The organism is Halopseudomonas salegens, assembly GCF_900105655.1.
GTDB lineage: Bacteria > Pseudomonadota > Gammaproteobacteria > Pseudomonadales > Pseudomonadaceae > Halopseudomonas > Halopseudomonas salegens.
The window spans coordinates 17,066-42,943 of record NZ_LT629787.1 but is presented as its reverse complement, the minus strand read 5'-3'; the positions used below and the strand labels follow the sequence as shown (position 1 = coordinate 42,943).

The 25,878-nt window shown below is 56.6% G+C and carries 16 protein-coding genes, 2 tRNA genes and 3 rRNA genes; 6 read left to right on the top strand and 15 right to left on the bottom strand.

All coding sequences use genetic code 11. From position 1 onward, the window contains the following. On the top strand, nucleotides 1-1,431 hold the full coding sequence (gene pdxR / locus BLU07_RS00190; protein WP_092382995.1) for a MocR-like pyridoxine biosynthesis transcription factor PdxR: 1,431 nt from the start codon (nucleotides 1-3) through the stop codon (nucleotides 1,429-1,431). Here pdxR and BLU07_RS00185 read toward each other — a convergent pair. Both BLU07_RS00185 and BLU07_RS00180 read right to left on the bottom strand, forming a co-directional pair. Continuing rightward, nucleotides 1,419-4,502: an efflux RND transporter permease subunit gene (locus BLU07_RS00185; RefSeq protein ID WP_092382993.1), complete on the bottom strand. Its 3,084-nt coding sequence runs from the start codon at nucleotides 4,500-4,502 to the stop codon at nucleotides 1,419-1,421. The two genes, pdxR and BLU07_RS00185, sit on opposite strands and share 13 nt — an antisense overlap. After that, nucleotides 4,499-5,653: an efflux RND transporter periplasmic adaptor subunit gene (locus BLU07_RS00180; protein ID WP_197675037.1), complete on the bottom strand. Its 1,155-nt coding sequence runs from the start codon at nucleotides 5,651-5,653 to the stop codon at nucleotides 4,499-4,501. The genes BLU07_RS00185 and BLU07_RS00180 overlap by 4 nt, the downstream gene beginning before the upstream one ends. 244 nt (nucleotides 5,654-5,897) lie before the next feature. On the opposite strand from BLU07_RS00180, the gene BLU07_RS00175 reads away from it, so the two are divergent. Then, the gene (locus BLU07_RS00175) at nucleotides 5,898-7,103 is read left to right on the top strand and encodes an IS256 family transposase (protein ID WP_092382989.1); all 1,206 of its coding nucleotides are present in this window, start codon (nucleotides 5,898-5,900) and stop codon (nucleotides 7,101-7,103) included. Nucleotides 7,104-7,437: 334 nt separating this feature from the next. Here BLU07_RS00175 and rrf read toward each other — a convergent pair. From rrf to BLU07_RS00130, 9 genes are all read right to left on the bottom strand, one after another. Then, nucleotides 7,438-7,553: ribosomal RNA gene (gene rrf, locus BLU07_RS00170) — 5S ribosomal RNA — on the bottom strand. Nucleotides 7,554-7,684: 131 nt separating this feature from the next. Then, nucleotides 7,685-10,575 (bottom strand): 23S ribosomal RNA (locus BLU07_RS00165). A 295-nt stretch (nucleotides 10,576-10,870) separates the two neighbouring features. After that, nucleotides 10,871-10,946 (bottom strand) — tRNA-Ala (locus tag BLU07_RS00160). A 24-nt stretch (nucleotides 10,947-10,970) separates the two neighbouring features. Beyond that, a tRNA-Ile gene (locus BLU07_RS00155) sits at nucleotides 10,971-11,047 on the bottom strand. Nucleotides 11,048-11,177: 130 nt separating this feature from the next. Then, nucleotides 11,178-12,714 (bottom strand): 16S ribosomal RNA (locus BLU07_RS00150). The 16S, 23S and 5S rRNA genes sit together here with 2 tRNA genes alongside, the layout of an rRNA operon. A 600-nt stretch (nucleotides 12,715-13,314) precedes the next feature. Continuing rightward, nucleotides 13,315-14,169 carry a CDP-diacylglycerol--serine O-phosphatidyltransferase gene (gene pssA / locus BLU07_RS00145; RefSeq protein WP_092382986.1) on the bottom strand — a complete coding sequence of 285 codons (855 nt, stop codon included), beginning with the start codon at nucleotides 14,167-14,169 and terminating at the stop codon, nucleotides 13,315-13,317. Nucleotides 14,170-14,284: 115 nt separating this feature from the next. After that, complete coding sequence (gene ilvC / locus BLU07_RS00140; RefSeq protein ID WP_092382984.1) at nucleotides 14,285-15,331, bottom strand: ketol-acid reductoisomerase; 1,047 nt, start codon at nucleotides 15,329-15,331, stop codon at nucleotides 14,285-14,287. Between the two features lie 22 nt (nucleotides 15,332-15,353). Beyond that, a complete protein-coding gene (ilvN, locus tag BLU07_RS00135) occupies nucleotides 15,354-15,845 on the bottom strand; it encodes an acetolactate synthase small subunit (protein ID WP_092382983.1) in 492 nt (163 codons plus the stop codon). 1 nt (nucleotide 15,846) lies between these two features. Next, nucleotides 15,847-17,568, bottom strand: a complete 1,722-nt coding sequence (locus tag BLU07_RS00130; RefSeq protein WP_092382981.1) for an acetolactate synthase 3 large subunit — start codon at nucleotides 17,566-17,568, stop codon at nucleotides 15,847-15,849. 402 nt (nucleotides 17,569-17,970) lie between these two features. Between BLU07_RS00130 and BLU07_RS00125 the strand changes: the two genes are divergently transcribed. After that, complete coding sequence (locus tag BLU07_RS00125) at nucleotides 17,971-18,411, top strand: DUF4124 domain-containing protein (protein ID WP_157719023.1); 441 nt, start codon at nucleotides 17,971-17,973, stop codon at nucleotides 18,409-18,411. Here the strand turns inward: BLU07_RS00125 and BLU07_RS00120 are convergent. From BLU07_RS00120 to mrcB, 3 genes are read right to left on the bottom strand one after another with little or no spacing between them, the layout of a single operon-like run. After that, nucleotides 18,396-18,725, bottom strand: coding sequence for a YqcC family protein (locus BLU07_RS00120; RefSeq protein WP_231701661.1), 330 nt, complete (start codon nucleotides 18,723-18,725; stop codon nucleotides 18,396-18,398). The genes BLU07_RS00125 and BLU07_RS00120 overlap by 16 nt on opposite strands. A 1-nt stretch (nucleotide 18,726) precedes the next feature. Continuing rightward, complete coding sequence (locus BLU07_RS00115) at nucleotides 18,727-19,356, bottom strand: tetratricopeptide repeat protein (RefSeq protein WP_092382975.1); 630 nt, start codon at nucleotides 19,354-19,356, stop codon at nucleotides 18,727-18,729. A 38-nt stretch (nucleotides 19,357-19,394) separates the two neighbouring features. Further along, nucleotides 19,395-21,725: a penicillin-binding protein 1B gene (mrcB, locus tag BLU07_RS00110; protein ID WP_092382973.1), complete on the bottom strand. Its 2,331-nt coding sequence runs from the start codon at nucleotides 21,723-21,725 to the stop codon at nucleotides 19,395-19,397. 134 nt (nucleotides 21,726-21,859) lie between these two features. Between mrcB and BLU07_RS00105 the strand changes: the two genes are divergently transcribed. From BLU07_RS00105 to BLU07_RS00095, 3 genes are all read left to right on the top strand, one after another. Then, nucleotides 21,860-23,407 (top strand): bifunctional aminoglycoside phosphotransferase/ATP-binding protein, encoded by a 1,548-nt coding sequence (locus BLU07_RS00105; RefSeq protein ID WP_092382971.1) that lies wholly within the window; start codon nucleotides 21,860-21,862, stop codon nucleotides 23,405-23,407. A gap of 141 nt (nucleotides 23,408-23,548) precedes the next feature. Further along, the gene (locus BLU07_RS00100; protein ID WP_092382969.1) at nucleotides 23,549-23,836 is read left to right on the top strand and encodes a TfoX/Sxy family protein; all 288 of its coding nucleotides are present in this window, start codon (nucleotides 23,549-23,551) and stop codon (nucleotides 23,834-23,836) included. Between the two features lie 140 nt (nucleotides 23,837-23,976). After that, nucleotides 23,977-24,771 (top strand): Crp/Fnr family transcriptional regulator, encoded by a 795-nt coding sequence (locus tag BLU07_RS00095; protein ID WP_092382967.1) that lies wholly within the window; start codon nucleotides 23,977-23,979, stop codon nucleotides 24,769-24,771. A 236-nt stretch (nucleotides 24,772-25,007) separates the two neighbouring features. Here the strand turns inward: BLU07_RS00095 and BLU07_RS00090 are convergent, their stop codons facing one another. After that, nucleotides 25,008-25,862 (bottom strand): ChaN family lipoprotein, encoded by an 855-nt coding sequence (locus tag BLU07_RS00090; protein WP_092382965.1) that lies wholly within the window; start codon nucleotides 25,860-25,862, stop codon nucleotides 25,008-25,010. Nucleotides 25,863-25,878: the final 16 nt, after the last annotated feature.

Here is a 25,878-nt window from a genome sequence, read left to right as displayed (position 1 = left end):
GTGATCGATGATATTCAGCTGGATAGCTCCAGCCCGCTCCAGCAACAGCTCTACCAGCAGATTGCGCAGCGCGTCATCCAGCGCCGTTATCTGCCGGGCAAACGCCTGCCATCCAGCCGCCAACTTGCCGCTGATCTGGGCGTCAGCCGCAACACGGTCAACGCAGTATATGACCAGCTGAAAGCAGAGGGCTTCTTGCAGAGCCAGGCCGGCAAAGGCGTGTTCGTGCATGCGGACATCAACGCCGACCTGCTGCGCGAAACAAAGCGCTCTGCCAGAGCTTCCAGTCTCGGCGAGGCGTTACCTCCAATCCCTGCGCTGCCTGTCAGCAAGATCAACAGAGCCGAGGATGCCAACCTGCCCTTTCAGCCGGGCCTGCCTGATCTGGATGCCTTCCCGGTTCGCAGCTGGAATCGCATCCTGCACCATCAGGAAAGTCGTCGGCATCTGCGCGGTTACGACAGCACCCAAGGCTATCAGCCCTTGCGCCGGGCCATTGCCGAGTATCTGCGCTCTGCCCGCGGCGTGCGTTGTCAGGAGCATCAGGTGATCATCACCAACGGTGCCCAGCAGGCGCTGTCGCTGATAGGCGATGTGCTGTTGCAACCGGATGATCACGTCTTCAGCGAAGACCCCGGCTACCGCGGCGCCCGCTATGCGCTCGCCGCGCTTGGCAATCCGCTGACCCCGGTACCACTGAAGCAACAGGTACTGGGTGTGGATGCGCTGGCCGCGCTGGGGCCTGCCAGGCTGCTGTATTGCACACCTACCCACCAATACCCCATGGGTGGCATCCTCGATATTGCGCAACGCATGGCCCTGCTGCGCTGGGCTCAGCGTAACCAGACCTGGATCATCGAAGACGATTACGACAGCGAGTTTCATTTCTACAACAAGCCGTTCGCCGCGATTCAGGGCATGTTCGACAACACACCGGTACTCTATGTCGGCAGCTTCAGCAAGACGCTGCTACCCGCCCTGCGCGTGGGCTACCTGGTTGTTCCAGAGCCGTTGGTGGATCATTTCGTGCTGGCCAAGCAGATCAACGGCGGTGAAAGTCCCTTGCTTAGCCAGGCAACCATCGCCGAGTTCATGGAAAGCGGCCAGTTCGCCCGGCATGTACGCCGAATGCGCCAGCTATACCGCAGCAAGTGGCTGCACTTTCAGCGGCGCGTTACCAAGGAGCTTGCCGGACTGGTCACGCCGATTGCGGAAAGTGCCGGCATGCACCTGGTACTGGAGGGCCCATTCGATGATCTGGCACTGAGCCGCTGGCTGAGAAACCGGGGCTTTGGCAGCACGCCGCTGAGTGCCCACTTCCTTGGCGGTGCTGGCAAAACCGGCCTGGTCATGGGGTTTGCCAGTGCCAGTGAGCGCGAGATCGAGACCTGTGTGAGCCTGCTGAAGCAGTGGCTTACTCAGGCCTCCTGAGGGCTTGCCCGCCGAGCCACAAACCTCTCCCGGATGTTGTCCCCGAGCACCAACAGGCACGGCGTAATAAACAGCGTGAGGATGGTGGCGAAGGTCAGCCCGCCAGCGATGGCACTGGACAGCTGGGTCCACCATTGGGTCGAGGGTGCACCGAAACCCAGGCTGGGCTCAAGCAGATTGACGTTGACCGCCAATACCATCGGCATCAGACCCAGTACCGTAGTAATGGAGGTGAGCAACACCGGGCGCAGCCTGAGGCAACCGGTCTGGTGCGCAGCGTCCAGGGCCGAGACGCCTTCAGCACGGATCTGGTTGTAGGTATCGATCAGTACGATGTTGTTGTTCACCACAATGCCTGCCAGCCCGATGATGCCCATGCCGACCATGACGATGCCAAAAGGCTGACTGTTGAGCAGCAGCCCCATGAGCACGCCAGCGGTGGAGAATACGATAGCCGACATGACCAGCAGGGCCTGGTACCAGCTGTTGAATTGCACCAGCAGAATCAGCAGCATCAGAAAGATGGCGACCACAAAGGCCGTTCCGAGGAAGTTGGCCGCTTCCTGCTGGTCAGCGCCCTCGCCTGCAGTATCAACGATTACGCCTTCGGGGAGATCCACACCGCTGTTGAGCAGGGCATTGAGTCGCTCACCCACTTGCATGCCCTCGGCCAGGTCAGACTTGATGGTGATCGCACGGTTGCCATCAATACGATTGATCACGCTGGTTTTGGGTGCCGGATACACGGTGACAAAGTTGCTGATCGGTACCTGACCTCGAGGCGTCTGCACCGTTAGCCGGGTCATTTCCTCGATCGAACGCCAGCTTTGCGGGAAACGTACCCTGATATCCACTTCATCCCGGGCATACTCTGGCCGATACTGTGCCAACAGCAAGCCATTGGTGACCATCTGGACGGCATTACCTACCATGAGTACATCGGCACCAAAGCGGGCGGCGGCAGCTCGATCAACCTTTACCCGCCATTCGATCCCCGGCAAGCTGCGATCATCTTCGATATCGACAAAGCCCCCCATACTGTCCATCTCTGCTATCAACCGATCCACGGCCACATCGATGCTGTCCTGGTCCGCTCCACTGACCTGCAACTCAATTGGTTTACCTGCTGCAGGCCCATCTTCCTGGCGGCGAAACTCCAGAATAATCCCGGGCACATCGGCGGTCAGGTCACGCATTTCATCCAGAATAGTGGCTGCACGCCGACGTTCGTGCCAGTCGACAAACTGGAACTGCAAGGTGCCCACAACATCCGGGGGCAACTCGCTGCTGGCCGTCACCAGCGAGCGGGCATACAACGCCTTTACTTCCGGGAGACCCAGCAAGCGCTGTTCTACCTGTTGCAACAGTGCGTCGCGCTCATGGATAGACAGATCGCCCCGCGCGCGAACCAGTACCTGAGCGGATTCCGGCTCCACTTCGGGAAAGAACTCCACCCCGTGGTTGAAGCTTGCATAAGCGACAAAGATAAGCGCAATGGATAGCAGCATGCCGGTAAGGGTAATCCCTGGACGGCGCAGCAGCCTGGCCAGGAGCGAGCCATAAGCCTTGCCTGTTCCACTCGCACCCTCCCCGCTCGCTGCGGGCCTGTGACGTTTCAACGAGCCCAGTACCGGCAGGAATATCAGTGCCATCAACAGAGAGGCCAGCAACGCAATGATGACGGTGGCAGGCAGATAACGCATGAATTGCCCGACCATGCCAGGCCAGAACAACAACGGACCAAACACGGCGATAGTGGTGGCGGTCGAGGCGATAATCGGCCAGGCCATACGCGACGCAGCATTGCCCCAGGCCTGCGCCGGGGGCTGCCCCTCACTGGCGTTTCGGTCGGCCAGTTCACTCACCACGATGGCGCCGTCAACCAGCATCCCGGCCACCAGAATCAGGGAGAAGAGCACGATGATGTTCATCGTGAAGCCGATCAGATAGAGCACCAGGATAGCAACGAGAAAGGCGCCGGGAATGGTGATGCCGACCAGCAGCGCCGAGCGCAGTCCCATGGTCGCGACTATCAGAATCAGTACCAGCACCACGGCGGTCAGGACGTTGTTCAGCAAGTCCGAGAGCATGGTTTCCACTTCCGTGGAAGCATCCATGATGTAGTGCACTTCCATCCCTTCAGGGAAGTATTCACGGGCCTGGTCTACTACTGTGCGAGCCTGCTCGATGGTCGAGATGATATTGGCCCCGGCGCGCTTTTTCACTTCCAGAACCATGGCAGGTTGCCCGTTGATCCGGGCAAAGCCGAGTGGGTCCTTGAAACCCGGGCTCAGGGTGGCAATATCGGCAAAGGTGACCACGCTGTCACCATCCACTTTAACCGGCATGTTGAGCATGTCATCGATATCTTCGATCACCCCCGGTACCTTGACTGACATACGACCTTCACCGGTATCCAGACTGCCTGCAGCTACCAGGCGATTGTTGTTGGATACCAGATTGAACAGCTCCATGTAGTCCAACCCGTAGGATTCAAGTGCCTGCGGGTCAACAACGATTTCCAGCAGGTCTTCCCGATCACCACCTATCTCTACCTCCAACACCTCCGGAATGGCTTCAATGTTTTCCTGTAATTGGCGAGCGATGTAGACCAGCTGACTCTGCGATACCGGTCCGGCCAACCCCACCGACAGCACTGGAAACAGTGCCACATTGATTTCATTGACCGTGGGTTCGTCTGCCTCACTGGGTAACTTGCTGCGGGCCGCATCAACCTTTTCGCGTACGTCAGTCAGGGCCTTGTCAGCATTAAAGCCGGCGTCAAATTCCAGCATTACCGAAGCGTGTCCCTCACTGGCAACCGCCGTCATCTTTTTGATGCCTTCCAAAGAACGCAGCTCGTGCTCCATCGGTCGCACCAGCAGGCGTTCGGCATCCTCCGGGCTGATGCCGTCCAACGTCATGGAGACATACATCATGGGTATGGCTACATCAGGATTGGCCTCCTTGGGGATAGCGTTATAGGCGACCAGGCCACCGACAAACAGGAAAACCAACAGAGTGATAACCGCACGACTGCGACCTATCGCGGCGTGAATTATCTGACTCATTCCATGGCCCCCGCACCTGGCAATGGCCCAGTACGGTCAGTTTCCAAACCCGTATCCTGGTTTTCCACCACTACCGGTTCCACATCCTGTCCCGGGGTAACAAAACCCGCACCCTGGGTAATCAGCTGCACCTTCTCCGGCAAGCCCTCAACCGTTGCCCCCTCATTGGTCATGGACACCACCTGCACCGGATAATTGACCACTTGGCCATCGGCATCAACAGCATGAACACCCAGTTCGCCATCCGCTCCAAGCCTGAGGAGCGCAGGAGAAAACTGATGGGCCATAACCGACGCCAACTGGATACGCAGGGTTACGCTGCCCCCCGCAATACGCCAAAGCTCGGGATTGCTGGCCTCTACTTCGACGTAGAAGCTGCGCGTTTCAGGATTAGCGGCGAGGCTGATAAAGCGCACTTCGCCATCCAGCTCCCGACCGTCGAGCAAGTTCAGCTTGACCTTCTGCCCAACCTCGACTCTGCCGACATCCTGTTGCGGTATCTGCGCGGTGGCTTTTAAACGCTCCACGTTGACCAAGGACATAAGCTCGGTGCCTGACTGGACGAATTCACCTACCTCGACATAGTGCCTATCAATCACACCTGAGAAGGGTGCTACCGGCAGATTGTATTTCACGGCAAGTTCTGCCGCGCTGAGGTCAGCCTGGGCACGGGCCACCTCACCTTCCAGGCGGATCACCTCGGTCTCGGTGGCAAAACTGGATGCTCTGAGTTGGCGCGCACTATCCAGCTCTTTTTGTCGCAAACGCAAAATGGCCCTGGCCTGCGCCAGTGACTGGCTACGCCCCTCATCTGACAGTTCCAGCAATACGTCTCCATCGCTGACGCGGTCACCCTGCTGGCGGGTCAACTTTTCCACACGCCCGGAAACCTGAGCCATTACCCGCACACTCTGCCACGGCTGCAACTGACCCTGCAGAACCTGCTCTCTTGGCAGTGACTCAGCCTGGAACCAGCGGGTTTCAACCCGGGACAACGTCTGCTCGGTTTGCTCCTCTGCTACCGGTGCCTTTTCTTGCGCACTGCGCTTCTCGCCCAGCAGCAACCATAGAGCCAATACAATCGCCATAATGATCGCGAGACGTATCGGAGTGATCTGGCGGAGGAAACTGGGCTTGCGGGAGTCGGTCACGGCGGATCCTTGTAAGAGACGTGCAAACAAAGCATGCGACAAGGCAATGTATGCTTCCATCGACAGCGCTGATTATATCTGACATTAACCGCCGGTGCGGTCATGTAACCTACTGCAACATGCTGACAAGTGGCAATCAAGGATTTCCGGCTGGAGGTATCGGGGGTGGGCAGGTGTAGGGGACTGTTGGTAGTGTTCATAATTCTGTGTCACCTCTTTAATCTACTCATCAGAGAGGTGAACCATGAGCAAACCCACATTCGACATTGACGCCGCCCTGCAAGCCCTGCGTGACGGCCAGGATTTGACCGGTAAAGACGGCATTCTCACGCCGTTGATCAAGCAACTCACCGAAGCCGCCATGCAGGCTGAGTTGGACAATCATCTTGCCAAAGAAGCCACGCCGAACCGCAAGAATGGCACGACCGGCAAGACCATGAAAGGCCCCGTCGGCAGCTTCGAATTGAAGACGCCCCGTGACCGCAGCGGCACCTTCGAGCCCCAGCTTATCAAGAAACACCAGACGCACCTGACCGATGAGCTGGAGCGCAAAATCCTGGCCCTGTTTGCGCTCGGCAACAGCTACCAGGACATCCGCGCTCACATTGCTGAGTTATATGATATTGAGCTGTCCAACGGCACCATCAATGCTGTCACCGACAAACTTCTGCCAGAGCTACAGGCATGGCGAGAGCGTGATCTTGAAGTCATCTATCCAATTGTCTGGCTTGACGCCATTCACTACAAAATCAAGGAAAACGGGCGTTACGTCAGCAAGGCCATCTACACCATTCTCGCCCTGAACATCGAGGGAAAGAAGGAGCTGCTTGGCCTGTATCTGTCCGACCAGGAAGGCGCCCATCACTGGCTCTCCGTGCTGACAGACCTCTACAATCGTGGCGTTAAGGACATCCTGATCGCCTGTGTAGATGGCCTGAAAGGCTTCCCGGAAGCCATCGAGAGCATTTACCCGAAAACGGAAATCCAGCATTGCGTGATTCACCAGATACGCAACTCGCTGAAGTATGTCGCATCGAAAAACCAGAAAGCCTTCATGGCTGATCTGAAGCCCGTCTACAAGGCTGCAACGCTGAACGCCGCAGAAATCGCACTCGATGAACTGGAAGCCAAATGGGGCGAGAAATATCCAATGGTGATCAAGTCTTGGCGGGGCAAATGGCCGACCCTATCGGCCTACTTCAAGTATCCCGATTACGTCCGCACTGCGATTTACACCACCAATGCGGTGGAGGCTGTGCATCGCCAGTTCCGCAAGCTGACCAAGACCAAGGGCGGCTTTGCCAGTGAGAACGCCTTACTGAAGCTGCTCTATGCCGGTATACTTAAGGCATCCGAGCGCTGGACCCACCCCGTTCAGAACTGGAACCTGACGCTGTCACAGATGGCCATCCACTTCCCCGAGCGCCTGGACGAATACATCAGCCTGTGACGCTGCTGTCGGTGACACAGAGTTTTGAACACCCTCGGACTGTTTTCTGCTGGTGGGTTTCGCTGGAGGCTGGGGCTGGAGGCTTTCCGTTAGCCGCTTTCCTGCGCACAAAGAAAAGCCCCGCACTGTTTCCAGAGCGGGGCGTTTCAGTATAGGCGCTTGACGATGACCTACATTGACGCGTGCCATCCAGGCACGCGCCCTGCGGGCAGCCTGCGGCTGTCCAAATTCGCTCCCGGCGAATTTGTCACATGGACGGTGGTAGTAACAGAAGGATTATCCATGAAACAGAAATAAAAAAACCCCGCCAAATGGCGAGGTTTCTTTATTTGGCGCTTGACGATGACCTACTCTCACATGGGGAAACCCCACACTACCATCGGCGATACGTCGTTTCACTGCTGAGTTCGGAATGGGATCAGGTGGTTCCAACGCTCTATGGTCGTCAAGCAATTCTTTTGCACTGTCGTGGATTACCACGCCAGGGCCAATAGGGTTGTGATAGTTGTCTGGTAACGGTGATCCCACAAGTCCGTCTTGTCGTTCATCTGTCCATACACACCAGATTGCTTGGGTGTTATATGGTCAAGCCACACGGGCAATTAGTACTGGTTAGCTCAACGCCTCACAACGCTTACACACCCAGCCTATCAACGTCGTAGTCTTCGACGGCCCTTTAGGGGAGTCAAGCTCCCGGTGAGATCTCATCTCAAGGCAAGTTTCCCGCTTAGATGCTTTCAGCGGTTATCTCTTCCGAACGTAGCTACCCGGCAATGCCACTGGCGTGACAACCGGAACACCAGAGGTTCGTCCACTCCGGTCCTCTCGTACTAGGAGCAGCCCCTCTCAAATCTCAAACGTCCACGGCAGATAGGGACCGAACTGTCTCACGACGTTCTAAACCCAGCTCGCGTACCACTTTAAATGGCGAACAGCCATACCCTTGGGACCGGCTTCAGCCCCAGGATGTGATGAGCCGACATCGAGGTGCCAAACACCGCCGTCGATATGAACTCTTGGGCGGTATCAGCCTGTTATCCCCGGAGTACCTTTTATCCGTTGAGCGATGGCCCTTCCATACAGAACCACCGGATCACTAAGACCTACTTTCGTACCTGCTCGACGTGTTGGTCTCGCAGTCAAGCGCGCTTTTGCCTTTATACTCTACGCACGATTTCCGACCGTGCTGAGCGCACCTTCGTACTCCTCCGTTACTCTTTGGGAGGAGACCGCCCCAGTCAAACTACCCACCATACACTGTCCTCGATCCGGATAACGGACCAGAGTTAGAACCTCAAAGTTGCCAGGGTGGTATTTCAAGGTTGGCTCCACGCGAACTAGCGTCCACGCTTCAAAGCCTCCCACCTATCCTACACAAACAAATTCAAAGTCCAGTGCAAAGCTATAGTAAAGGTTCACGGGGTCTTTCCGTCTAGCCGCGGATACACTGCATCTTCACAGCGATTTCAATTTCACTGAGTCTCGGGTGGAGACAGCGCCGCCATCATTACGCCATTCGTGCAGGTCGGAACTTACCCGACAAGGAATTTCGCTACCTTAGGACCGTTATAGTTACGGCCGCCGTTTACCGGGGCTTCGATCAAGAGCTTCGCCGAAGCTAACCCCATCAATTAACCTTCCGGCACCGGGCAGGCGTCACACCCTATACGTCCACTTTCGTGTTTGCAGAGTGCTGTGTTTTTAATAAACAGTTGCAGCGGCCTGGTATCTTCGACTGGCATGGGCTTACGTAGTAAATACTTCACCCTCACCAGCGCACCTTCTCCCGAAGTTACGGTGCCATTTTGCCTAGTTCCTTCACCCGAGTTCTCTCAAGCGCCTTGGTATTCTCTACCTGACCACCTGTGTCGGTTTGGGGTACGATTTCTAGTTACCTGAAGCTTAGAGGCTTTTCCTGGAAGCTTGGCATCAACCACTTCGCCTTCATAAAAGAAAGCTCGTCATCGGTTCTCGGCCTTAAGATCCCGGATTTTCCTAAGATCTCAGCCTACCGCCTTAAACAAGGACAACCAACGCCTTGCTGGCCTAGCCTTCTCCGTCCCCCCATCGCAGTAACTAGAAGTACGGGAATATTAACCCGTTTCCCATCGACTACGCCTTTCGGCCTCGCCTTAGGGGTCGACTCACCCTGCGTCGATTAACGTTGCGCAGGAACCCTTGGTCTTCCGGCGTGGGAGTTTTTCACTCCCATTGTCGTTACTCATGTCAGCATTCGCACTTCTGATACCTCCAGCCAACTTCTCAATTGACCTTCACAGGCTTACAGAACGCTCCTCTACCGCTCATCCTAAGATGAACCCGTAGCTTCGGTGTATGGTTTGAGCCCCGTTACATCTTCCGCGCAGGCCGACTCGACTAGTGAGCTATTACGCTTTCTTTAAAGGATGGCTGCTTCTAAGCCAACCTCCTAGCTGTCTAAGCCTTCCCACATCGTTTCCCACTTAACCATAACTTTGGGACCTTAGCTGACGGTCTGGGTTGTTTCCCTTTTCACGACGGACGTTAGCACCCGCCGTGTGTCTCCCGTGCTGACACTCACTGGTATTCGGAGTTTGCATCGGTTTGGTAAGTCGGGATGACCCCCTAGCCGAAACAGTGCTCTACCCCCAGTGGTGATACACGAGGCGCTACCTAAATAGCTTTCGAGGAGAACCAGCTATCTCCGAGCTTGATTAGCCTTTCACTCCTATCCACAAGTCATCCGCTAACTTTTCAACGGTAGTCGGTTCGGTCCTCCAGTGCCTGTTACGGCACCTTCAACCTGCCCATGGATAGATCGCCCGGTTTCGGGTCTATACCTTGCGACTAAACGCCCTATTAAGACTCGGTTTCCCTACGCCTCCCCTATACGGTTAAGCTTGCCACAAAATATAAGTCGCTGACCCATTATACAAAAGGTACGCAGTCACGGAACAAGTCCGCTCCCACTGCTTGTACGCATACGGTTTCAGGTTCTATTTCACTCCCCTCACAGGGGTTCTTTTCGCCTTTCCCTCACGGTACTGGTTCACTATCGGTCAGTCAGGAGTATTTAGCCTTGGAGGATGGTCCCCCCATGTTCAGTCAACGTTTCACGTGCGCCGACCTACTCGATTTCACAGCTAAGAGCTTTTCGTGTACGGGGCTATCACCCACTATGGCGGAACTTTCCAGAACCTTTCACTAAACTCAAAACTGCTTAAGGGCTAGTCCCCGTTCGCTCGCCGCTACTTGGGGAATCTCGGTTGATTTCTTTTCCTCCGGGTACTTAGATGTTTCAGTTCCCCGGGTTCGCCTCACACACCTATGTATTCAGTGTGTGATACCCAACTTGTGTTGGGTGGGTTTCCCCATTCAGACATCTCCGGATCAAAGGTTGTTTGCCACCTCCCCGAAGCTTTTCGCAGGCTACCACGTCTTTCATCGCCTCTGACTGCCAAGGCATCCACCGTATGCGCTTATTCACTTGACCATATAACCCCAAACAATCTGCACACCCGCCAGGTAAACCCGTGGGTAAGCCGATCATTCGCTGTCATAGGTATTTGACATGATTCACGACAATCCGGAACTTGCTTGAGATCACAAGTTACCTTAGCTGTATACAATGCAGTGAAACACTGTATACGCTGTACTTCTATCACAAACCCTAATTGTTAAAGAACGTCTGGCGCAAAGACCAGACAGCAATGATCGATTCTAATGGAGCAAGCTCCCAGGATCATTCCTGTCTGTACTCTGTGTCATATCCGGTTTTTGTGCGGCGATGGTGGAGCCAAGCGGGATCGAACCGCTGACCTCCTGCGTGCAAGGCAGGCGCTCTCCCAGCTGAGCTATGGCCCCTTCAGACCTTCACACCTCGACAATTGGTGGGTCTGGGCAGATTCGAACTGCCGACCTCACCCTTATCAGGGGTGCGCTCTAACCAACTGAGCTACAGACCCAATTGCCTCGGGCTTTTCACCACCCAATCATCTGGGCTTGTTGCAGCTCACAGAGCCACATGCCAATCGCCAAAACCAGGGAATCAAGTAATTCGTGTGAGTGCTTGAACAGCGTTTGTGATCTTTCGATTAAGGAGGTGATCCAGCCGCAGGTTCCCCTACGGCTACCTTGTTACGACTTCACCCCAGTCATGAATCACTCCGTGGTAACCGTCCTCTCGAAAGTTAGACTAGCTACTTCTGGAGCAACCCACTCCCATGGTGTGACGGGCGGTGTGTACAAGGCCCGGGAACGTATTCACCGCGACATTCTGATTCGCGATTACTAGCGATTCCGACTTCATGGAGTCGAGTTGCAGACTCCAATCCGGACTACGAACGGTTTTGAGAGATTAGCTCCACCTCGCGGCTTGGCAACCCTCTGTACCGCCCATTGTAGCACGTGTGTAGCCCTGGCCGTAAGGGCCATGATGACTTGACGTCATCCCCACCTTCCTCCGGTTTGTCACCGGCAGTCTCCTTAGAGTGCCCACCATAACGTGCTGGTAACTAAGGACAAGGGTTGCGCTCGTTACGGGACTTAACCCAACATCTCACGACACGAGCTGACGACAGCCATGCAGCACCTGTGTCTGAGTTCCCGAAGGCACCAATCCATCTCTGGAAAGTTCTCAGCATGTCAAGGCCAGGTAAGGTTCTTCGCGTTGCTTCGAATTAAACCACATGCTCCACCGCTTGTGCGGGCCCCCGTCAATTCATTTGAGTTTTAACCTTGCGGCCGTACTCCCCAGGCGGTCAACTTAGTGCGTTAGCTGCGCCACTAAAGACTCAAGGTCCCCAACGGCTAGTTGACATCGTTTACGGCGTGGACTACCAGGGTATCTAATCCTGTTTGCTCCCCACGCTTTCGCACCTCAGCGTCAGTATCAGTCCAGGTGGTCGCCTTCGCCACTGGTGTTCCTTCCTATATCTACGCATTTCACCGCTACACAGGAAATTCCACCACCCTCTACTGTACTCTAGTCAAGCAGTTATGGATGCAGTTCCCAGGTTGAGCCCGGGGATTTCACACCCATCTTACTTGACCGCCTACGCGCGCTTTACGCCCAGTAATTCCGATTAACGCTTGCACCCTCTGTATTACCGCGGCTGCTGGCACAGAGTTAGCCGGTGCTTATTCTGTTGGTAACGTCAAAATTGCACGCTATTAACGTACAACCCTTCCTCCCAACTTAAAGTGCTTTACAATCCGAAGACCTTCTTCACACACGCGGCATGGCTGGATCAGGGTTGCCCCCATTGTCCAATATTCCCCACTGCTGCCTCCCGTAGGAGTCTGGACCGTGTCTCAGTTCCAGTGTGACTGATCATCCTCTCAGACCAGTTACGGATCGCTGCCTTGGTGAGCCGTTACCTCACCAACAAGCTAATCCGACCTAGGCTCATCTGATAGCGTGAGGTCCGAAGATCCCCCACTTTCTCCCGTAGGACGTATGCGGTATTAGCTCGGGTTTCCCCGAGTTGTCCCCCACTACCAGGCAGATTCCTAGGCATTACTCACCCGTCCGCCGCTAAATCAGGGAGCAAGCTCCCTTCAATCGCTCGACTTGCATGTGTTAGGCCTGCCGCCAGCGTTCAATCTGAGCCATGATCAAACTCTTCAGTTTTAAATCAATTCGGATTTTGAAAAAATCCTAAACTTGGCTCAGCCTTTACAAATAAACTCATGAATTCACAGAGTAACTTGCTTGGCTGATAATCTGTCGATCATCAAGACCCTGAGCAAGCACCCACACGAATTACTTGATTCCAATTTTTTAAAGAGCGATTCGGTCTGCGTTTCCGCTGGACCAGGCCGCGCATTCTACGCTAAGCCTCTAATTCGTCAAGCTTTTTTTGAACATTTCGTTGCGAGCAACTGAACTTCAAATCCGGCTTGTCCGACCCGCCAGGCCAAGGCCTTGTGCGTGTCAGGGAGGCGTATTCTACAGCAGAAACCCTGCTCGTCAACACCTCTTTGCAACCTTTTTTACTGCCTGGAGACGCTTCAACCAGAAGCACTCCGGCAACCTCCGCAGAGGTGGTTACGAGCGGCGTATTCTACTGCGCCGCACCTTGCTGTCAACTGTTATTGCAACCCGAAAGAAGAGATAACCTGTTGATAAAAAAGAGCTTTTACAAAACAGCCCCGCTCAGCAAGACGCGCATTATAGGCCGCTCAGGTTTGCCGTCAAGCTTTAATTGATCGGCTGCCGCCCTCAATCAGATCATTCCGGCGATGTATCAGCGCCAGACTTCTTCGCCTGCCGCCGCTGGCGCCAGCGCCACAGGGCCTGAACCGGGCCAGACAACGCATAGACAATAAAGATCATCCAGAGAATACGCGACGGATCGGTTGATACCACGGCAAATACGAGCACCACCAACAGAATTACGAAGAATGGCACCCGACCGCGCAAATCAAAATCCTTGAAGCTGTAATAACGCACGTTGCTGACCATCAGCAGGCCACCCAGCGCCGTTAACACCCCGACCAAGAGTGCAATTTCGCCACCATCAACCCCGAAATCGGTCAGTGCCCACACCATGCCGGCCACCAGGCCTGCCGCAGCCGGACTGGCCAACCCGGTGAAGAAGCGCTTGTCATCACTGCCTATATGCGTATTGAAGCGCGCCAGACGCAGGGCTGCCGCAGCAACGAAGACAAAGGCAAATACCCAGCCGACCTTGCCAAGATCATTCAGCGCCCAGCTGAATACCACCAGCGCCGGCGCCACACCAAAAGCAACCATGTCAGACAACGAGTCGAACTCGGCACCAAAGGCACTCTGGGTATTGGTCAGGCGCGCTACACGACCATCGAGCCCATCCAGCACCATGGCGACGAAGATGGCGATGGCTGCATTGGCGAAGTTGCCATCCATTGCGCTGACGATGGCATAAAAACCCGAGAACAAGGCAGCGGTAGTGAACAGGTTGGGCAACAGATAAATGCCTTTGTGCCGCACTTTCTTGCCATCCGGACCGGCTATTTCTTCAACATGCTCATCAATCGGAAACAGGCTGAGCCCTTCATCAAGCTGATCATCAGTATTATTGGACGGCTTGTTTTCATCACTCATGGGGTTACCTTGCAAGCAAAATAGACTGATCAGTTTGCGCGAATTAACCTTGTGCAGCAAATGCCACACACAAAAAACGCGGCCGTAGCCGCGTTTTTCATCATTCCGACAAGCCTTAGTTCTTGCTCTTGTCGACGATCTTGTTGGCAGAAATCCACGGCATCATGCCACGCAGCTTCTCACCAACCTGCTCGATCGGATGGGCCGCGTTGATGCGACGCGCCGCTGTCATCGACGGGTAGTTGTGTGCGCCTTCAGCGATGAACATCTTGGCGTACTCGCCAGACTGAATGCGCTTCAGTGCGTTGCGCATGGCAGCACGGGATTCGTCGTTGATGACTTCCGGACCGGTTACGTACTCACCATACTCGGCATTATTGGAAATCGAGTAGTTCATGTTGGCGATGCCGCCTTCGTACATCAGGTCAACGATCAACTTGAGCTCGTGCAGGCACTCGAAGTACGCCATTTCCGGCGCATAGCCTGCTTCGGTCAGCGTCTCGAAGCCGGCCTTGACCAGCTCGACCGCGCCACCGCAAAGAACCGCCTGCTCACCGAACAGGTCGGTCTCAGTTTCGTCCTTGAAGGTGGTTTCGATAATACCGGTACGGCCGCCACCAACACCGGAAGCGTACGACAGGGCCACATTCTTGGCATTGCCGGATGCATCCTGGAATACAGCAATCAGATCAGGGATACCGCCACCCTTGGTGAACTCGGTACGCACGGTATGGCCTGGCGCCTTGGGTGCGATCATGATCACGTCCAGATCCTTGCGCGGCACGATCTGGTTGTAGTGGATAGCAAAACCGTGGGCAAATGCCATGGTTGCACCCTGCTTCAGGTTCGGCTCGATTTCGTCACGATAAAGCTGGGCCTGGAACTCGTCAGGGGTGAGGATCATGACCACATCCGCAGCGGCAACGGCACTCGCCACATCAGTCACCTTGAGACCATGCGCTTCGGCCTTGGCGACCGAGGCAGAACCGGTCCGCAGACCAACGGTGACATCAACACCGGAATCTTTCAGGTTGCAGGCGTGGGCGTGGCCCTGCGAACCATAACCGATGATAGCTACTTTCTTGCCCTGGATGATGCTCAGATCACAATCTTTATCGTAATAGACTTGCATGAAGTTCCCCTGTTTCCTGTGCCGAGCCATTCGGCTCGGCGGCGTTAAATGGTTAAATGCTGAGTACTTTCTCGCCACGGGATATACCGGAGACGCCAGTCCGAGCGACCTCCATCACCGATGTAGTACCAATGGCCTCAATAAAGCTGTCCAGCTTGTCGCTGGTTCCGGTCAGCTGCACGGTATACACACTGCTGGTGACATCGACAATCTGGCCACGGAAAATATCCGTGGTGCGCTTGACCTCGGCACGCTGAGCGCCAGTCGCCTTGACCTTGACCAGCATCAGTTCACGCTCAATGTGACTGCCTTCCGACAGATTGACCAGCTTGACCACCTCGATCAGCTTGTTCAGATTCTTGGTGATCTGCTCAATCACTTCGTCGTGGCCCACCGTTGTCAGGGTCAGACGAGACAAGGTCGGGTCGTCTGTCGGTGCCACAGTCAGGGTTTCAATATTGTAGTTGCGCTGGGCAAACAGACCCACGACACGGGACAAGGCACCGGGCTCGTTTTCCAGCAGTACGGAAATAATGTGTCTCATCTCAGGTACGCTCCGTCTTGCTCAGCCACATGTCACGCATTGCGCCATCCTTGATCTGCATCGGATAAACGTGCTCGGAGGTATCCACGCAGATATCCATGAATACCAGGCGGTCACGCAGGGCAAAGGCTTCTTCCATCGCACCCTTGAGATCGGCCAGCTTTTCAACGCGCATACCGACATGCCCATAGGCCTCGGCCAGCTTGACGAAGTCAGGCAGCGAGTCCATGTAGGAATGCGAGTAACGGCTGTTGTACTGCATGTCCTGCCACTGACGAACCATGCCCAATGCCTGGTTGTTCAGGTTGATGATCTTCACCGGCAGGTCATACTGCAGGCAGGTGGACATCTCCTGGATGTTCATCTGGATGCTGCCCTCACCGGTTACGCAGGCGACATCCGCGTCCGGGAAATTCATCTTCACGCCCATTGCCGCAGGGAAGCCGAACCCCATGGTGCCGAGACCACCGGAGTTGATCCAGCGATTGGGCTTGTCGAAAGGGTAATACTGGGCAGCAAACATCTGATGCTGGCCAACATCCGACGTCACGTAGGCATCACCCTTGGTCACCTCGAACAGAGCTTCGATGACCGCCTGCGGCTTGATGATAGTGCCGTCGCCCTTGTTATAGGGGAACAGTGATTCACCGCGCCACTCGTCAATCTGCTTCCACCAGCTGGTCAGCGCCTCCTTGCCGGGACGCAGGTCGCTCTCTTTGACAATGCTGACCATTTCCGCCAGTACGCCATCAACCGGACCCACGATCGGCACATCGGCACGAATGGTCTTGGAGATGGAGGCCGGATCGATATCAACGTGGATAAAGCGAGCGTTCGGACAGAACTTGGCCGCACCATTGACTACCCGATCGTCGAAGCGTGCACCGACCGCCATGATGACGTCTGCATGATGCATGCTGATGTTGGCGGTGTAGCTGCCGTGCATACCCAGCATACCGACGAACTGGCGATCGGTACCCGGGAAGCAACCCAGCCCCATCAGGGTGTTGGTCACCGGCACACCAAGCTCCTTGGCCAACTCGGTCAACTGCTTGGAGCCGCCACCCAGTATCACCCCGCCACCGGCGTAGATGATCGGACGCTTGGCTTCTGCCAGCATCTCCATGGCCTTGCGGATCTGGCCGGAGTGGCCACGAATCGCCGGATTGTAGGAGCGCAGCTTGACCTTTTTCGGGTAGCTGTACTCAAACTTGTCGGCCGGATTGGTCATATCCTTGGGGATATCAACCACGACCGGACCCGGACGACCCGTCTGCGCGATATAGAAAGCCTTTTTGATGATCTCGGGGATTTCGCGCGGATCCTTGATCATGAAGCTGTGCTTCACGATCGGCCGCGATACGCCCACCATATCAGTTTCCTGAAAGGCATCAGTACCTACCGAGGTACTCGCTACCTGACCGGAAATAATGACCATGGGAATCGAATCCATATAGGCAGTAGCAATACCCGTTATGGTATTGGTCGCCCCCGGACCGGAGGTAACCAGCACCACACCGGCCTTGCCGGTCGCCCGCGCATAACCATCTGCCATGTGGGCAGCAGCTTGCTCGTGGCGTACCAGAATATGCTCGACATCATCCTGACGGAAAATTGCGTCATAGATGTGCAGCAAGGCACCACCCGGGTACCCGTAAATATGTTTAACACCCTCGTCACGCAATGAGCGGACGACCATCTCAGCGCCGGATAAAAGCTCCACGTTTGAATCACCTCTAGCGTGCCGTCAACCAAAGGCGGACGGCAGGATACCTGTTTACTGCTCGGCAGCGCAGCCAGCGACGGTAGTTGCCGGTGCATCAGCTTGACTACATGCATTGGAGGCGGTCGACCATGTGGTGCTGGAACCGCCTCACCCTGCGCGAGGTAGCGCGTGCGGGTGCCAGGCCAGGAGCAAGCGGGTGGCGCCTCCTGGATTGAGCAATCAGCATGACAGCCGGAGCGGTTAACTCCTGGATGGCAATGCTTGTGTGAACCACGAATTGTTTACACTCAAGGCGCACAAGTCAAGTCAAGTGAGACAAAAGCATGTGTCTATATGCGCATTGCCGTGCTTTTCGCTATAGTTGGACAACTGCTGCCCAATATGAGGAAAGGACAACCTATGCGCACCCTGCTTATAGCTGCCACCCTGTGCCTGTTCAGCGCCGGCGCCCTGGCCACTGAAATGTACCGCTGGGTTAATGATGACGGCGTGGCTCAGTTCGGCCAGAACCCACCCACCGACCGGGCTTATGAGCGCGTACAGCAACGCACGGCCCCCCCGCCTGGCGGACAGCTGCGGCAACCCGAAGTGCGGCCGGATGCGGACGAGCGTCAGCGCCAGCGCGAGCAGTCCGCCGAAGACCGCAGAGCCGCGGACGAGCGCAAGGCAAAAAAAGAGGAAGAGTGCCGCGAACTGGAGCAGCGCCTGCAGACATTGCTGGACAACCCGCGCCTGCGCTTCACCAATGATGAGGGCGAACTGGAAGTCATGGGCGAGGATGTTCGCCAGGAAATGATCGCGGAAACCCGCAACAACCTGGAAACCTACTGCGCCGACTGAACCTGGTGGTCGATCTGCCCTAGCAACACCAGCAGGTCGACCCGCCTCCGGCCAAGGCGCATCAAGGCCTGCTCACCCATCGGCCGCAGCGCACAGCGATCCGGCAATGGCTCACCCCGGTCGAGAATACTGTTCACTCTCGGTATGAAAACCCACTGCAGCCACTCTTCAAAAGCCAGCGTGTCGGCACAGAACGGGGTCTGACTGGCCAGATAGTCTGGCTCCGGCGGCTGCTGCGACCACAAACCCAGTTGTCGCAAAACCTGTTCAAGCTGCTCCAGATGCTGGCGCACCATTCGCCGCCGGGGACTCACTTCAGAGCACCACGCGAGCCCGCTCACGGGCTTGTTCGGCTCCCGAGCGATCACCCTGCGCCTCACGTGCTTCGGCAATCAGTTGCCACAGGCTGGCTTTCAATGCCGGCCGGCCGTCAGCGTAACCCAGGCCACGCTGGGCCAACTGCTCCGCCTGAACGGCATCACCCTGGGCCAAGCGCACTTGAGCCAGCCGATGCAGTACCTGAGGCTCCCGCGGGGCAATGCGCATGGCTCGCTCAAGGCTTGCAGAAGCGGCATTCAGATCGCCCTGCCCTTCCTGCTTCCGCGCAGACGTCAGCAGAGCCAATACGGGGCCATCCAGTTGCTCATCCGCCCGCAATGTCGAGTCATCGGGAGTTGACGTTGCCGGCTGGCCGGGTGATGGAGCCGAGTCAGCAGAGTCAACCGGCCATGACTCAACCGGACGCGACCCACCAGAACCGTCAGGCACCAGGACCACTACCGGCTCGCGCTCGGTAGATGGTGCAGGTACAGCCGGCGTCATGCCGGGCCGGTCGTCATTGGACACTGTGCGTCCCGAGTCCACTACCGGAATTGCTCCTCCGGTTCCGGCGCAGCCTGTTACCAGCAAAGCTGCTGCAATCATCCAGCCCAGTCGTTTGCTCATCGATCTATCCTCATCCCCTGGTTGATTGTCACCGCCGGTTACTGCCACCAGCTGCGAATACGGTCCAATACACTGCCACCATCCTCTGAGCCGGACTGCTGCTCCGGCAGCGTCGGCTGACATCCCGGGCCCGGCAGCGGTTCATAACCAGCACGGAAGGCAACCCGTTCAGCTCCCGGGCAGCTCTCATCGCTACCCTGCCCGGTTACCGGATCAACCCAGGCCATTCGCACACTGGACGGTGGCACACGAGACAGGCTGCGTGGCCGGGCATCACGCATGAACTGGCTCCACACCTGCAAGGCGCCAGTCGCACCGGTGAGCCGGGTCGCTGCATTGTCATCCCGGCCAATCCAGGACACCGCTACCAGATCATCGGAGAAACCGGCGAACCAGCTGTCGCGCAAGTCATTGGTGGTTCCGGTTTTGCCCGCCACTCGCAGATTGGCCGGCAAATAATTATAGGCTGAACGCCCGGTGCCTTCAGTCATCACCCTGCTCAGGGCCTCTTGCAGCAAATAGATACTGGCCTGATCAAAGCGCTGCTGAACCTCATAGGGATAACGTCGCAGCGGATCGCCCTCAGCGGTCAACACATTGCGTATCCCGCGAAGCGGGGTATTGTACCCGCCATTGGCCATGGTCTGATACATATCTGCCACTTGCACCGGCGTCAGGCTTCCCGAGCCCAGCAACATGGAAGGGAAGGGCTGCCAACGGTGTTCCACGCCCAGACGCTCGACGGTACGCAGCACCTCGGGCACCCCCAGCTCAACACCAAGCCGCACCGCAGCCTGGTTATAGGAACTGCTCAAGGCTGCATGCAAAGGCACCACGCCGTGACTTTCCCGGCCGTAGTTCTGGGGGGACCAGGTGCGCCCGGGTTCGGCGTCCAGAGTGATCGGCGAGTCTTCCACCGGGCTGATCAGGGAATAGCGATCAGCCCGCTCGAGAGCCGTCAGGTAAATGGCCGGCTTGATCAGAGAGCCCACCGGTCGTGATGCATCCAACGCCCGATTGAACCCGGAAAAACGCGGATTGCTGCCACCCACCAGCGCCATGATCTCGCCTGTCTGCGCCGCAGTCACCACCATTGCCGACTCCAGAGCGGCATCCTCCTGAGACAGGTTCAGGCGTTCCAGGGTAGTTTTCACCGCGTTTTCCGCCTTGTTCTGAATCAGCGGATCAAAGCTGGTAAAGATGCGCAGACCTTCACTGCTCAGGTCCTCATCGCGATAGTCTTCACGCAGCTGGCGGCGCACCAGATCCATAAAGGCAGGATAACTGGAATCCGCCAACCGTCCGCGCTGGGCAACATCCAGCGGCCTGGCCAGGGCACGCCGGGCTTGCTCCGCACTAATCACCTGCTGCTCTGCCAGCATGCTGATCACCAGATCACGCCGGGCCTGGGCGCGCTGTGGATGCCGCCGCGGGTTATACATGGATGGCCCTTTGACCATCGCCACCAGCAAGGCTACCTGATGCAACTCCAGCTCGTGCAGCGGCTGGGCAAAGTAGTACTGGCTGGCAAGCCCAAAGCCATGCACGGCTCGGCGGCCGTCCTGGCCAAGGAATACCTCGTTGAGGTAGGCCTCCAGGATGTCTTCTTTCGAGTAATGCCGCTCGAGCAACACTGCCATGATGGCCTCGTTACCCTTGCGCACCAGGTTGCGGTCATTGGTCAGAAAGAAATTCTTCACCAATTGTTGAGTCAGGGTACTGCCACCCTGTACCAGACCACCGGCCCTGACATTGACGTAAAAGGCCCGGGCAATACCCTTGAAAGAGATACCGAAATGCTGGAAATACTCCCGGTCTTCCACCGCGAGCAAGGCATCAACCAGATAAGGTGGTGCCTGGTCGAGGCGAACCAGAATGCGATCTTCATTATGGGCGGGGTAAATGCCACCGATCACCAGAGGCTCCAGGCGGGCCATGACCGGATCACCCGGGCCACTCAAGGCACTGACCTGGTTACCGTGAAAGTGGACACTCAACGGCCGAGCCGGCTCCACTCCCTCAAAAAACCGGAAACCACGCGTATGCAAATCCACACGCTGAGCGCTGGCGGCAAACTGGCCCGGCTGACGTGCAGCCGACAGGCTTCGGTAGCCCAAAGCGGTCAACTCATCGACAAACTCATCCCGGTTCAAACCCTGTCCGACGTACAACTCCAACGGGCGAGCAAAGACCTGCGCCGGCACAGCCCAGCGCTTGCCGGAAAACTTCTCCTGCACGACGGCATCCAGATAGACCACCAGGCCGACAAACAAAACCAGCCCGACAAGCCCGAGCTTGAGTACCAACAAGGCCGTCCAGCGTAGCCAGCGCCGAGGCTGCTTACTATTTTTCCTGCGTTTTTTTGCCATATCATGCTCTTGATTTGCCCAAGGCTGCACACTGCCCGCCGCCACGAATCTGTTACTCTGTATCTTACCGACTTGGTTTGCGCTTGGCGCGACCTGCAACCTGTTTTCTCTGACATCTCGACCAAGGACATCCTGTGAGCACCACGCTGCTGAACGCCTTGCAAAATTCTGCTCTGTATGACCACCCGGTAACCGACTTCACCCTGATGGAAACCCATATCTCCTGGGTGTTGCTGACCGGCGACTACGTCTACAAAATCAAGAAGCCAGTCAATTTCGGCTTTCTCGACTATTCCAGCCTGGACCAGAGGGCCCATTTCTGCGCCGAAGAGCTGCGCCTGAATCGTCGACTTGCCCCCGAGCTATACCTCGACCTGGTTCCGGTGTATGGCACACCCGAGAATCCCAATCTGACTGGCGACGGCGAGATCATCGAATACATGGTCAAAACCCGTCAATTCCGTCAACAGGACCTGCTCGGCAACCTGCAAACCGCAGGGCAACTCACTACCGACCACATCGACGAACTGGCTGCCCGCCTCGCCGACTTCCATCAGCGCATCGATCGAGCCAGCCCCGACGCGGCCTGGGGTGAACCGGATACCGTGCATCTACCGGTAGCGGAAAATTTCACACACATCCGCAGCCTGATTGATGATCCGGATGACCTCGCACAGCTGGAGCAACTCGAACAATGGGCTCATGCCACCCATGCTCGCCTGCAGGCACAACTGGCCCAGCGCAAGGCGGAAGGCTTTATTCGCGAATGCCACGGCGACATTTACCTGGACAATGTCACTCTGGTCAACGGACAAGTGACCCTGTTTGACTGCATTGAGTTCAATGAAGCTTTCCGCTGGATCGATGTCATGAGCGACGTTGCGTTCATGGCAATGGATCTGGAAGACCGCGGACTTGATGCTCTGGCCAACCGTTTCGTCAATGGATACCTGGAACACACTGGCGATTACGCCGGACTGGAAGTCCTCAACTACTACAAAGCGTTCCGTGCCATGGTGCGTGCCAAGGTTGCCCTGCTGCGGCTGACGCAGGAGAATGTCAGTGCAAGCGAGCGCCAGCAGGTACTGCAGCGCTACCACAGCTATGCAGCCCTGGCCGAGGGCTACACCCAGATCCCTCAGCGCATCGGCTTGCTCACTCACGGCGTATCCGGCAGCGGCAAAAGCACCCTGTCACTGGCCCTGGTCGAGCAACTGGGCGCCATTCGCCTGCGCTCTGACATAGAGCGCAAGCGCCTGTTCGGCAGTGCTGGCGGCGGCACTATTGATTCCGGCCTGTACAGCGCCGAACGCAATCAGCAAACCTATCAGCGCCTGGCCAGCCTGGCCGAACATATACTGGCTGCCGGCTACCCACTTGTTGTCGATGCCACGCACCTCAAGCACCTTCAGCGCGAGCTGATCTGCCAAGCAATAGAAGATCAAGGGGCAGCCTGTCTGATCCTGCACTGCGAAGCACCTCTGGAGACCATTGAACGCTGGCTGCAGCAGCGTCAAAGCTCCGCAACCGAACCATCGGACGCCACTATTGATGTCGTTCGCCACCAGCTCGATACACTTGAGCCGCTGACCAGTGATGAACAACGGCATTGTCTGCGGGTGGCTACCGATGAACCAGATGCCATCGCCCGGAGCGTGTCCGCCATTCGCCAGCGGCTGTAACCCGTCACGTCGTCTGTACCTTTGCGCAGGCGGCGTCTACACTGAAGTCGGGACCAATAACAAAAAGCCCGAGATCATGCATACACTATTTTTTTGGCAGCCAGTCGCGCTGTTTGTCCCCCTGCGCACTGCGGGGTGGCAATGAACCAGGATGAATTGCTGACCCTGCGCAACCTGGGCAAGACGTCCGCCCAATGGCTCCACGCCAGCGGCATCCATAATGCTGACCAACTGCGCCAGCTCGGACCGGTAGGTGCGTATCTGCACGTTCGCAATCGGGGTTTTCGCGCCTCGCGAGCGCTGCTGTTTGCGATAGCCGGTGCCCTGCAGAATGTGCACTGGAACGATCTGGATGCCGACTACAAGTCGCGCCTGTTACAGCAGCTGGAGCTGGCTGAGAGCGGCCAGCCACAGCGAATCCAACGCTGAAGGCCAAAGGTCACGACGGTTGGACGTGCGCTTCTGTTGCCAGTTTCCCTCGCGCACTATATGTTGAGAGAAACAACTGCGGCTGCCGTCATACCTGTGCCCTGCTGATTGCCCCGGATCGAACAAAAGGAATTCGCCCCATGTACCTGATCGGTGACCAACCCGCCTACGCGGAAAAACTTATCAATACCCTGCAGTCCATCCCGGAACGCCTGCTTGACGGGCTGGAGCCTTGTGGCGATGAGGTAGAGCTGGGACCCGTTGATGACCTCTATCAGCATATCGGTCAGCGTCACCTGTACCTGTTGAAAAGCGGCCTGCTGCATGCGCTGATTGACGGCAAACCCTTGTTCTACCTGCAAGAAGGCGATCTCATCGGCTTGCGCCAGGGTCTCAATGCCGCTCCTTGCACCTACCTCAGCGAAGAGCCATTGGTGTTGGTACCCTACGAGCGCGACAGCCTGTTCAAACATATTCACACCAATAGCCAACGCCAGGAGCTCTTTACTCAGTACATCCTCGGCCAGGCGGCACTGATGTCGGATGCACTGGCGCGCAACAAGCCGGTTGAAGTGCGTCCGGTTACCGGCTTCCAGCACTTTGATGCCGGTGCCGAACTGATTCGGCAGGGTGACGAAGCCGATCATGTATTCATCATCACCGAAGGGCACGCTGAAGCTTTTGTTGAAAATATCAAGGTGGGCGACGTACAGAAAGACGAGATTTTCGGTGCCATGGCGCTATTCACCCGCGAGAAACGCTCAGCCACGGTCATTGCCAGCGCCCCCACCACAGTAATGATGATTCCGAAAGAACAGTTTCTTGCACTGATGCAGAGCAATCCCCGGATTGCACATAGTCTGATCGAGAGCATGGCCCGACGTATCGACCTGATGAACAAGGAGCTGACGCAACTGAAGCAGAAGGCAAGTTAAAAAAACCGGCCGAATGCTTGACATAAAAATGAGAATGATTATTATTACATACAAGGCCGACGCAAGTCGGTCTGGAAATACCTGAAGCGTCTCCTTCAGTATTTTCTGATAACGCCCTGTCATCGACAGTCGTTATCTCCTCATCAGGCTAATCACGGATTAAGCCCGCTGCTTGCAGCGGGCTCTTTTTTGCCTGAGGAATCCATCCCCCCTCGCGCACCATGCATTGCAGCAGCTCAACGCAATTGGGCGCAATAATCCTGTTCCGGCTGCGCTGGCGTCAACCACACCCAATCCGCTTGTTCGGCACCCGGCAAGTCACTACCCACTTCAACCTGCATGACGACCACCGGCTTCGCCATGTCGTCCGGCCAATGCAACGGCACACCAATATCCTTGCGCACATGAAAGACCCCGGCAACCAACAAACCGGGGGATTCGGCAGTACTCAGCACAACAGCCATACGCTGGTCGCGTGCTTGCTGAATGGCAAGCATAGCTGGCATCCGCTCTGCCGGCAGCTTGTCACAGTGTGAGCGCTGCATGATCTGAGCCAGCTGTTCTCGGGCTGCAGGGTTATAACGCTGCTCATCCAGCGGCTTCGGTTCCTGGTAAACCGCATGCATCTCATTGCGACTCAGGTTGCTGGCCAGCAACTGCTCTGGATAGGTCAGCCCCCAACGCACCAGCTCACCGTAGGCCGCCCAGTCCCAGCCCTGCCAGCCCAGTTTGTTCGGCAAACTCTCCCCGGGCAGGGATTGCCCTTGCCATTGATCCAACTGCGGCTGTTGTTCACTGCGCAGCATTTCCAGCACCAGGCTGGCTTGTGCGCGTTCACGCTGCAAGGCCTGCAACAGCCATAGCTGGAGTGCCTGATGGTCGGGGTTGTCGTGTTTCTCACCCAGCAGGATATGCGGCTGATCGGCCAGCGCGGCAACCAGTGTCGTGGCGCTGACCCACTCGCCGCTGCGGGTATTCAGGGCTTGCCCAAGATGCGCCGCATCAAGGCCGCGAGGGCTCTGCCACGAAGTAAATTCGGCCTGACAGGACACGGTGAAAAGCAATAGCAGCCAACCCCCAATAACGCGCATACAACCTCCAGAAGCC

Coding starts and splice junctions, on each gene's coding strand:
- BLU07_RS00185 (WP_092382993.1), bottom strand. CDS start 4,502: ATGAGTCAGATAATTCACGCCGCGATAGGTCGCAGTCGTGCGGTTATC.
- pssA (WP_092382986.1), bottom strand. CDS start 14,169: ATGAGTGATGAAAACAAGCCGTCCAATAATACTGATGATCAGCTTGAT.
- BLU07_RS00175 (WP_092382989.1), top strand. CDS start 5,898: ATGAGCAAACCCACATTCGACATTGACGCCGCCCTGCAAGCCCTGCGT.
- BLU07_RS00115 (WP_092382975.1), bottom strand. CDS start 19,356: ATGAGCAAACGACTGGGCTGGATGATTGCAGCAGCTTTGCTGGTAACA.
- ilvN (WP_092382983.1), bottom strand. CDS start 15,845: ATGAGACACATTATTTCCGTACTGCTGGAAAACGAGCCCGGTGCCTTG.
- ilvC (WP_092382984.1), bottom strand. CDS start 15,331: ATGGCTCGGCACAGGAAACAGGGGAACTTCATGCAAGTCTATTACGAT.
- BLU07_RS00125 (WP_157719023.1), top strand. CDS start 17,971: ATGCGCACCCTGCTTATAGCTGCCACCCTGTGCCTGTTCAGCGCCGGC.
- BLU07_RS00095 (WP_092382967.1), top strand. CDS start 23,977: ATGTACCTGATCGGTGACCAACCCGCCTACGCGGAAAAACTTATCAAT.
- BLU07_RS00100 (WP_092382969.1), top strand. CDS start 23,549: ATGAACCAGGATGAATTGCTGACCCTGCGCAACCTGGGCAAGACGTCC.
- BLU07_RS00090 (WP_092382965.1), bottom strand. CDS start 25,862: ATGCGCGTTATTGGGGGTTGGCTGCTATTGCTTTTCACCGTGTCCTGT.
- mrcB (WP_092382973.1), bottom strand. CDS start 21,725: ATGGCAAAAAAACGCAGGAAAAATAGTAAGCAGCCTCGGCGCTGGCTA.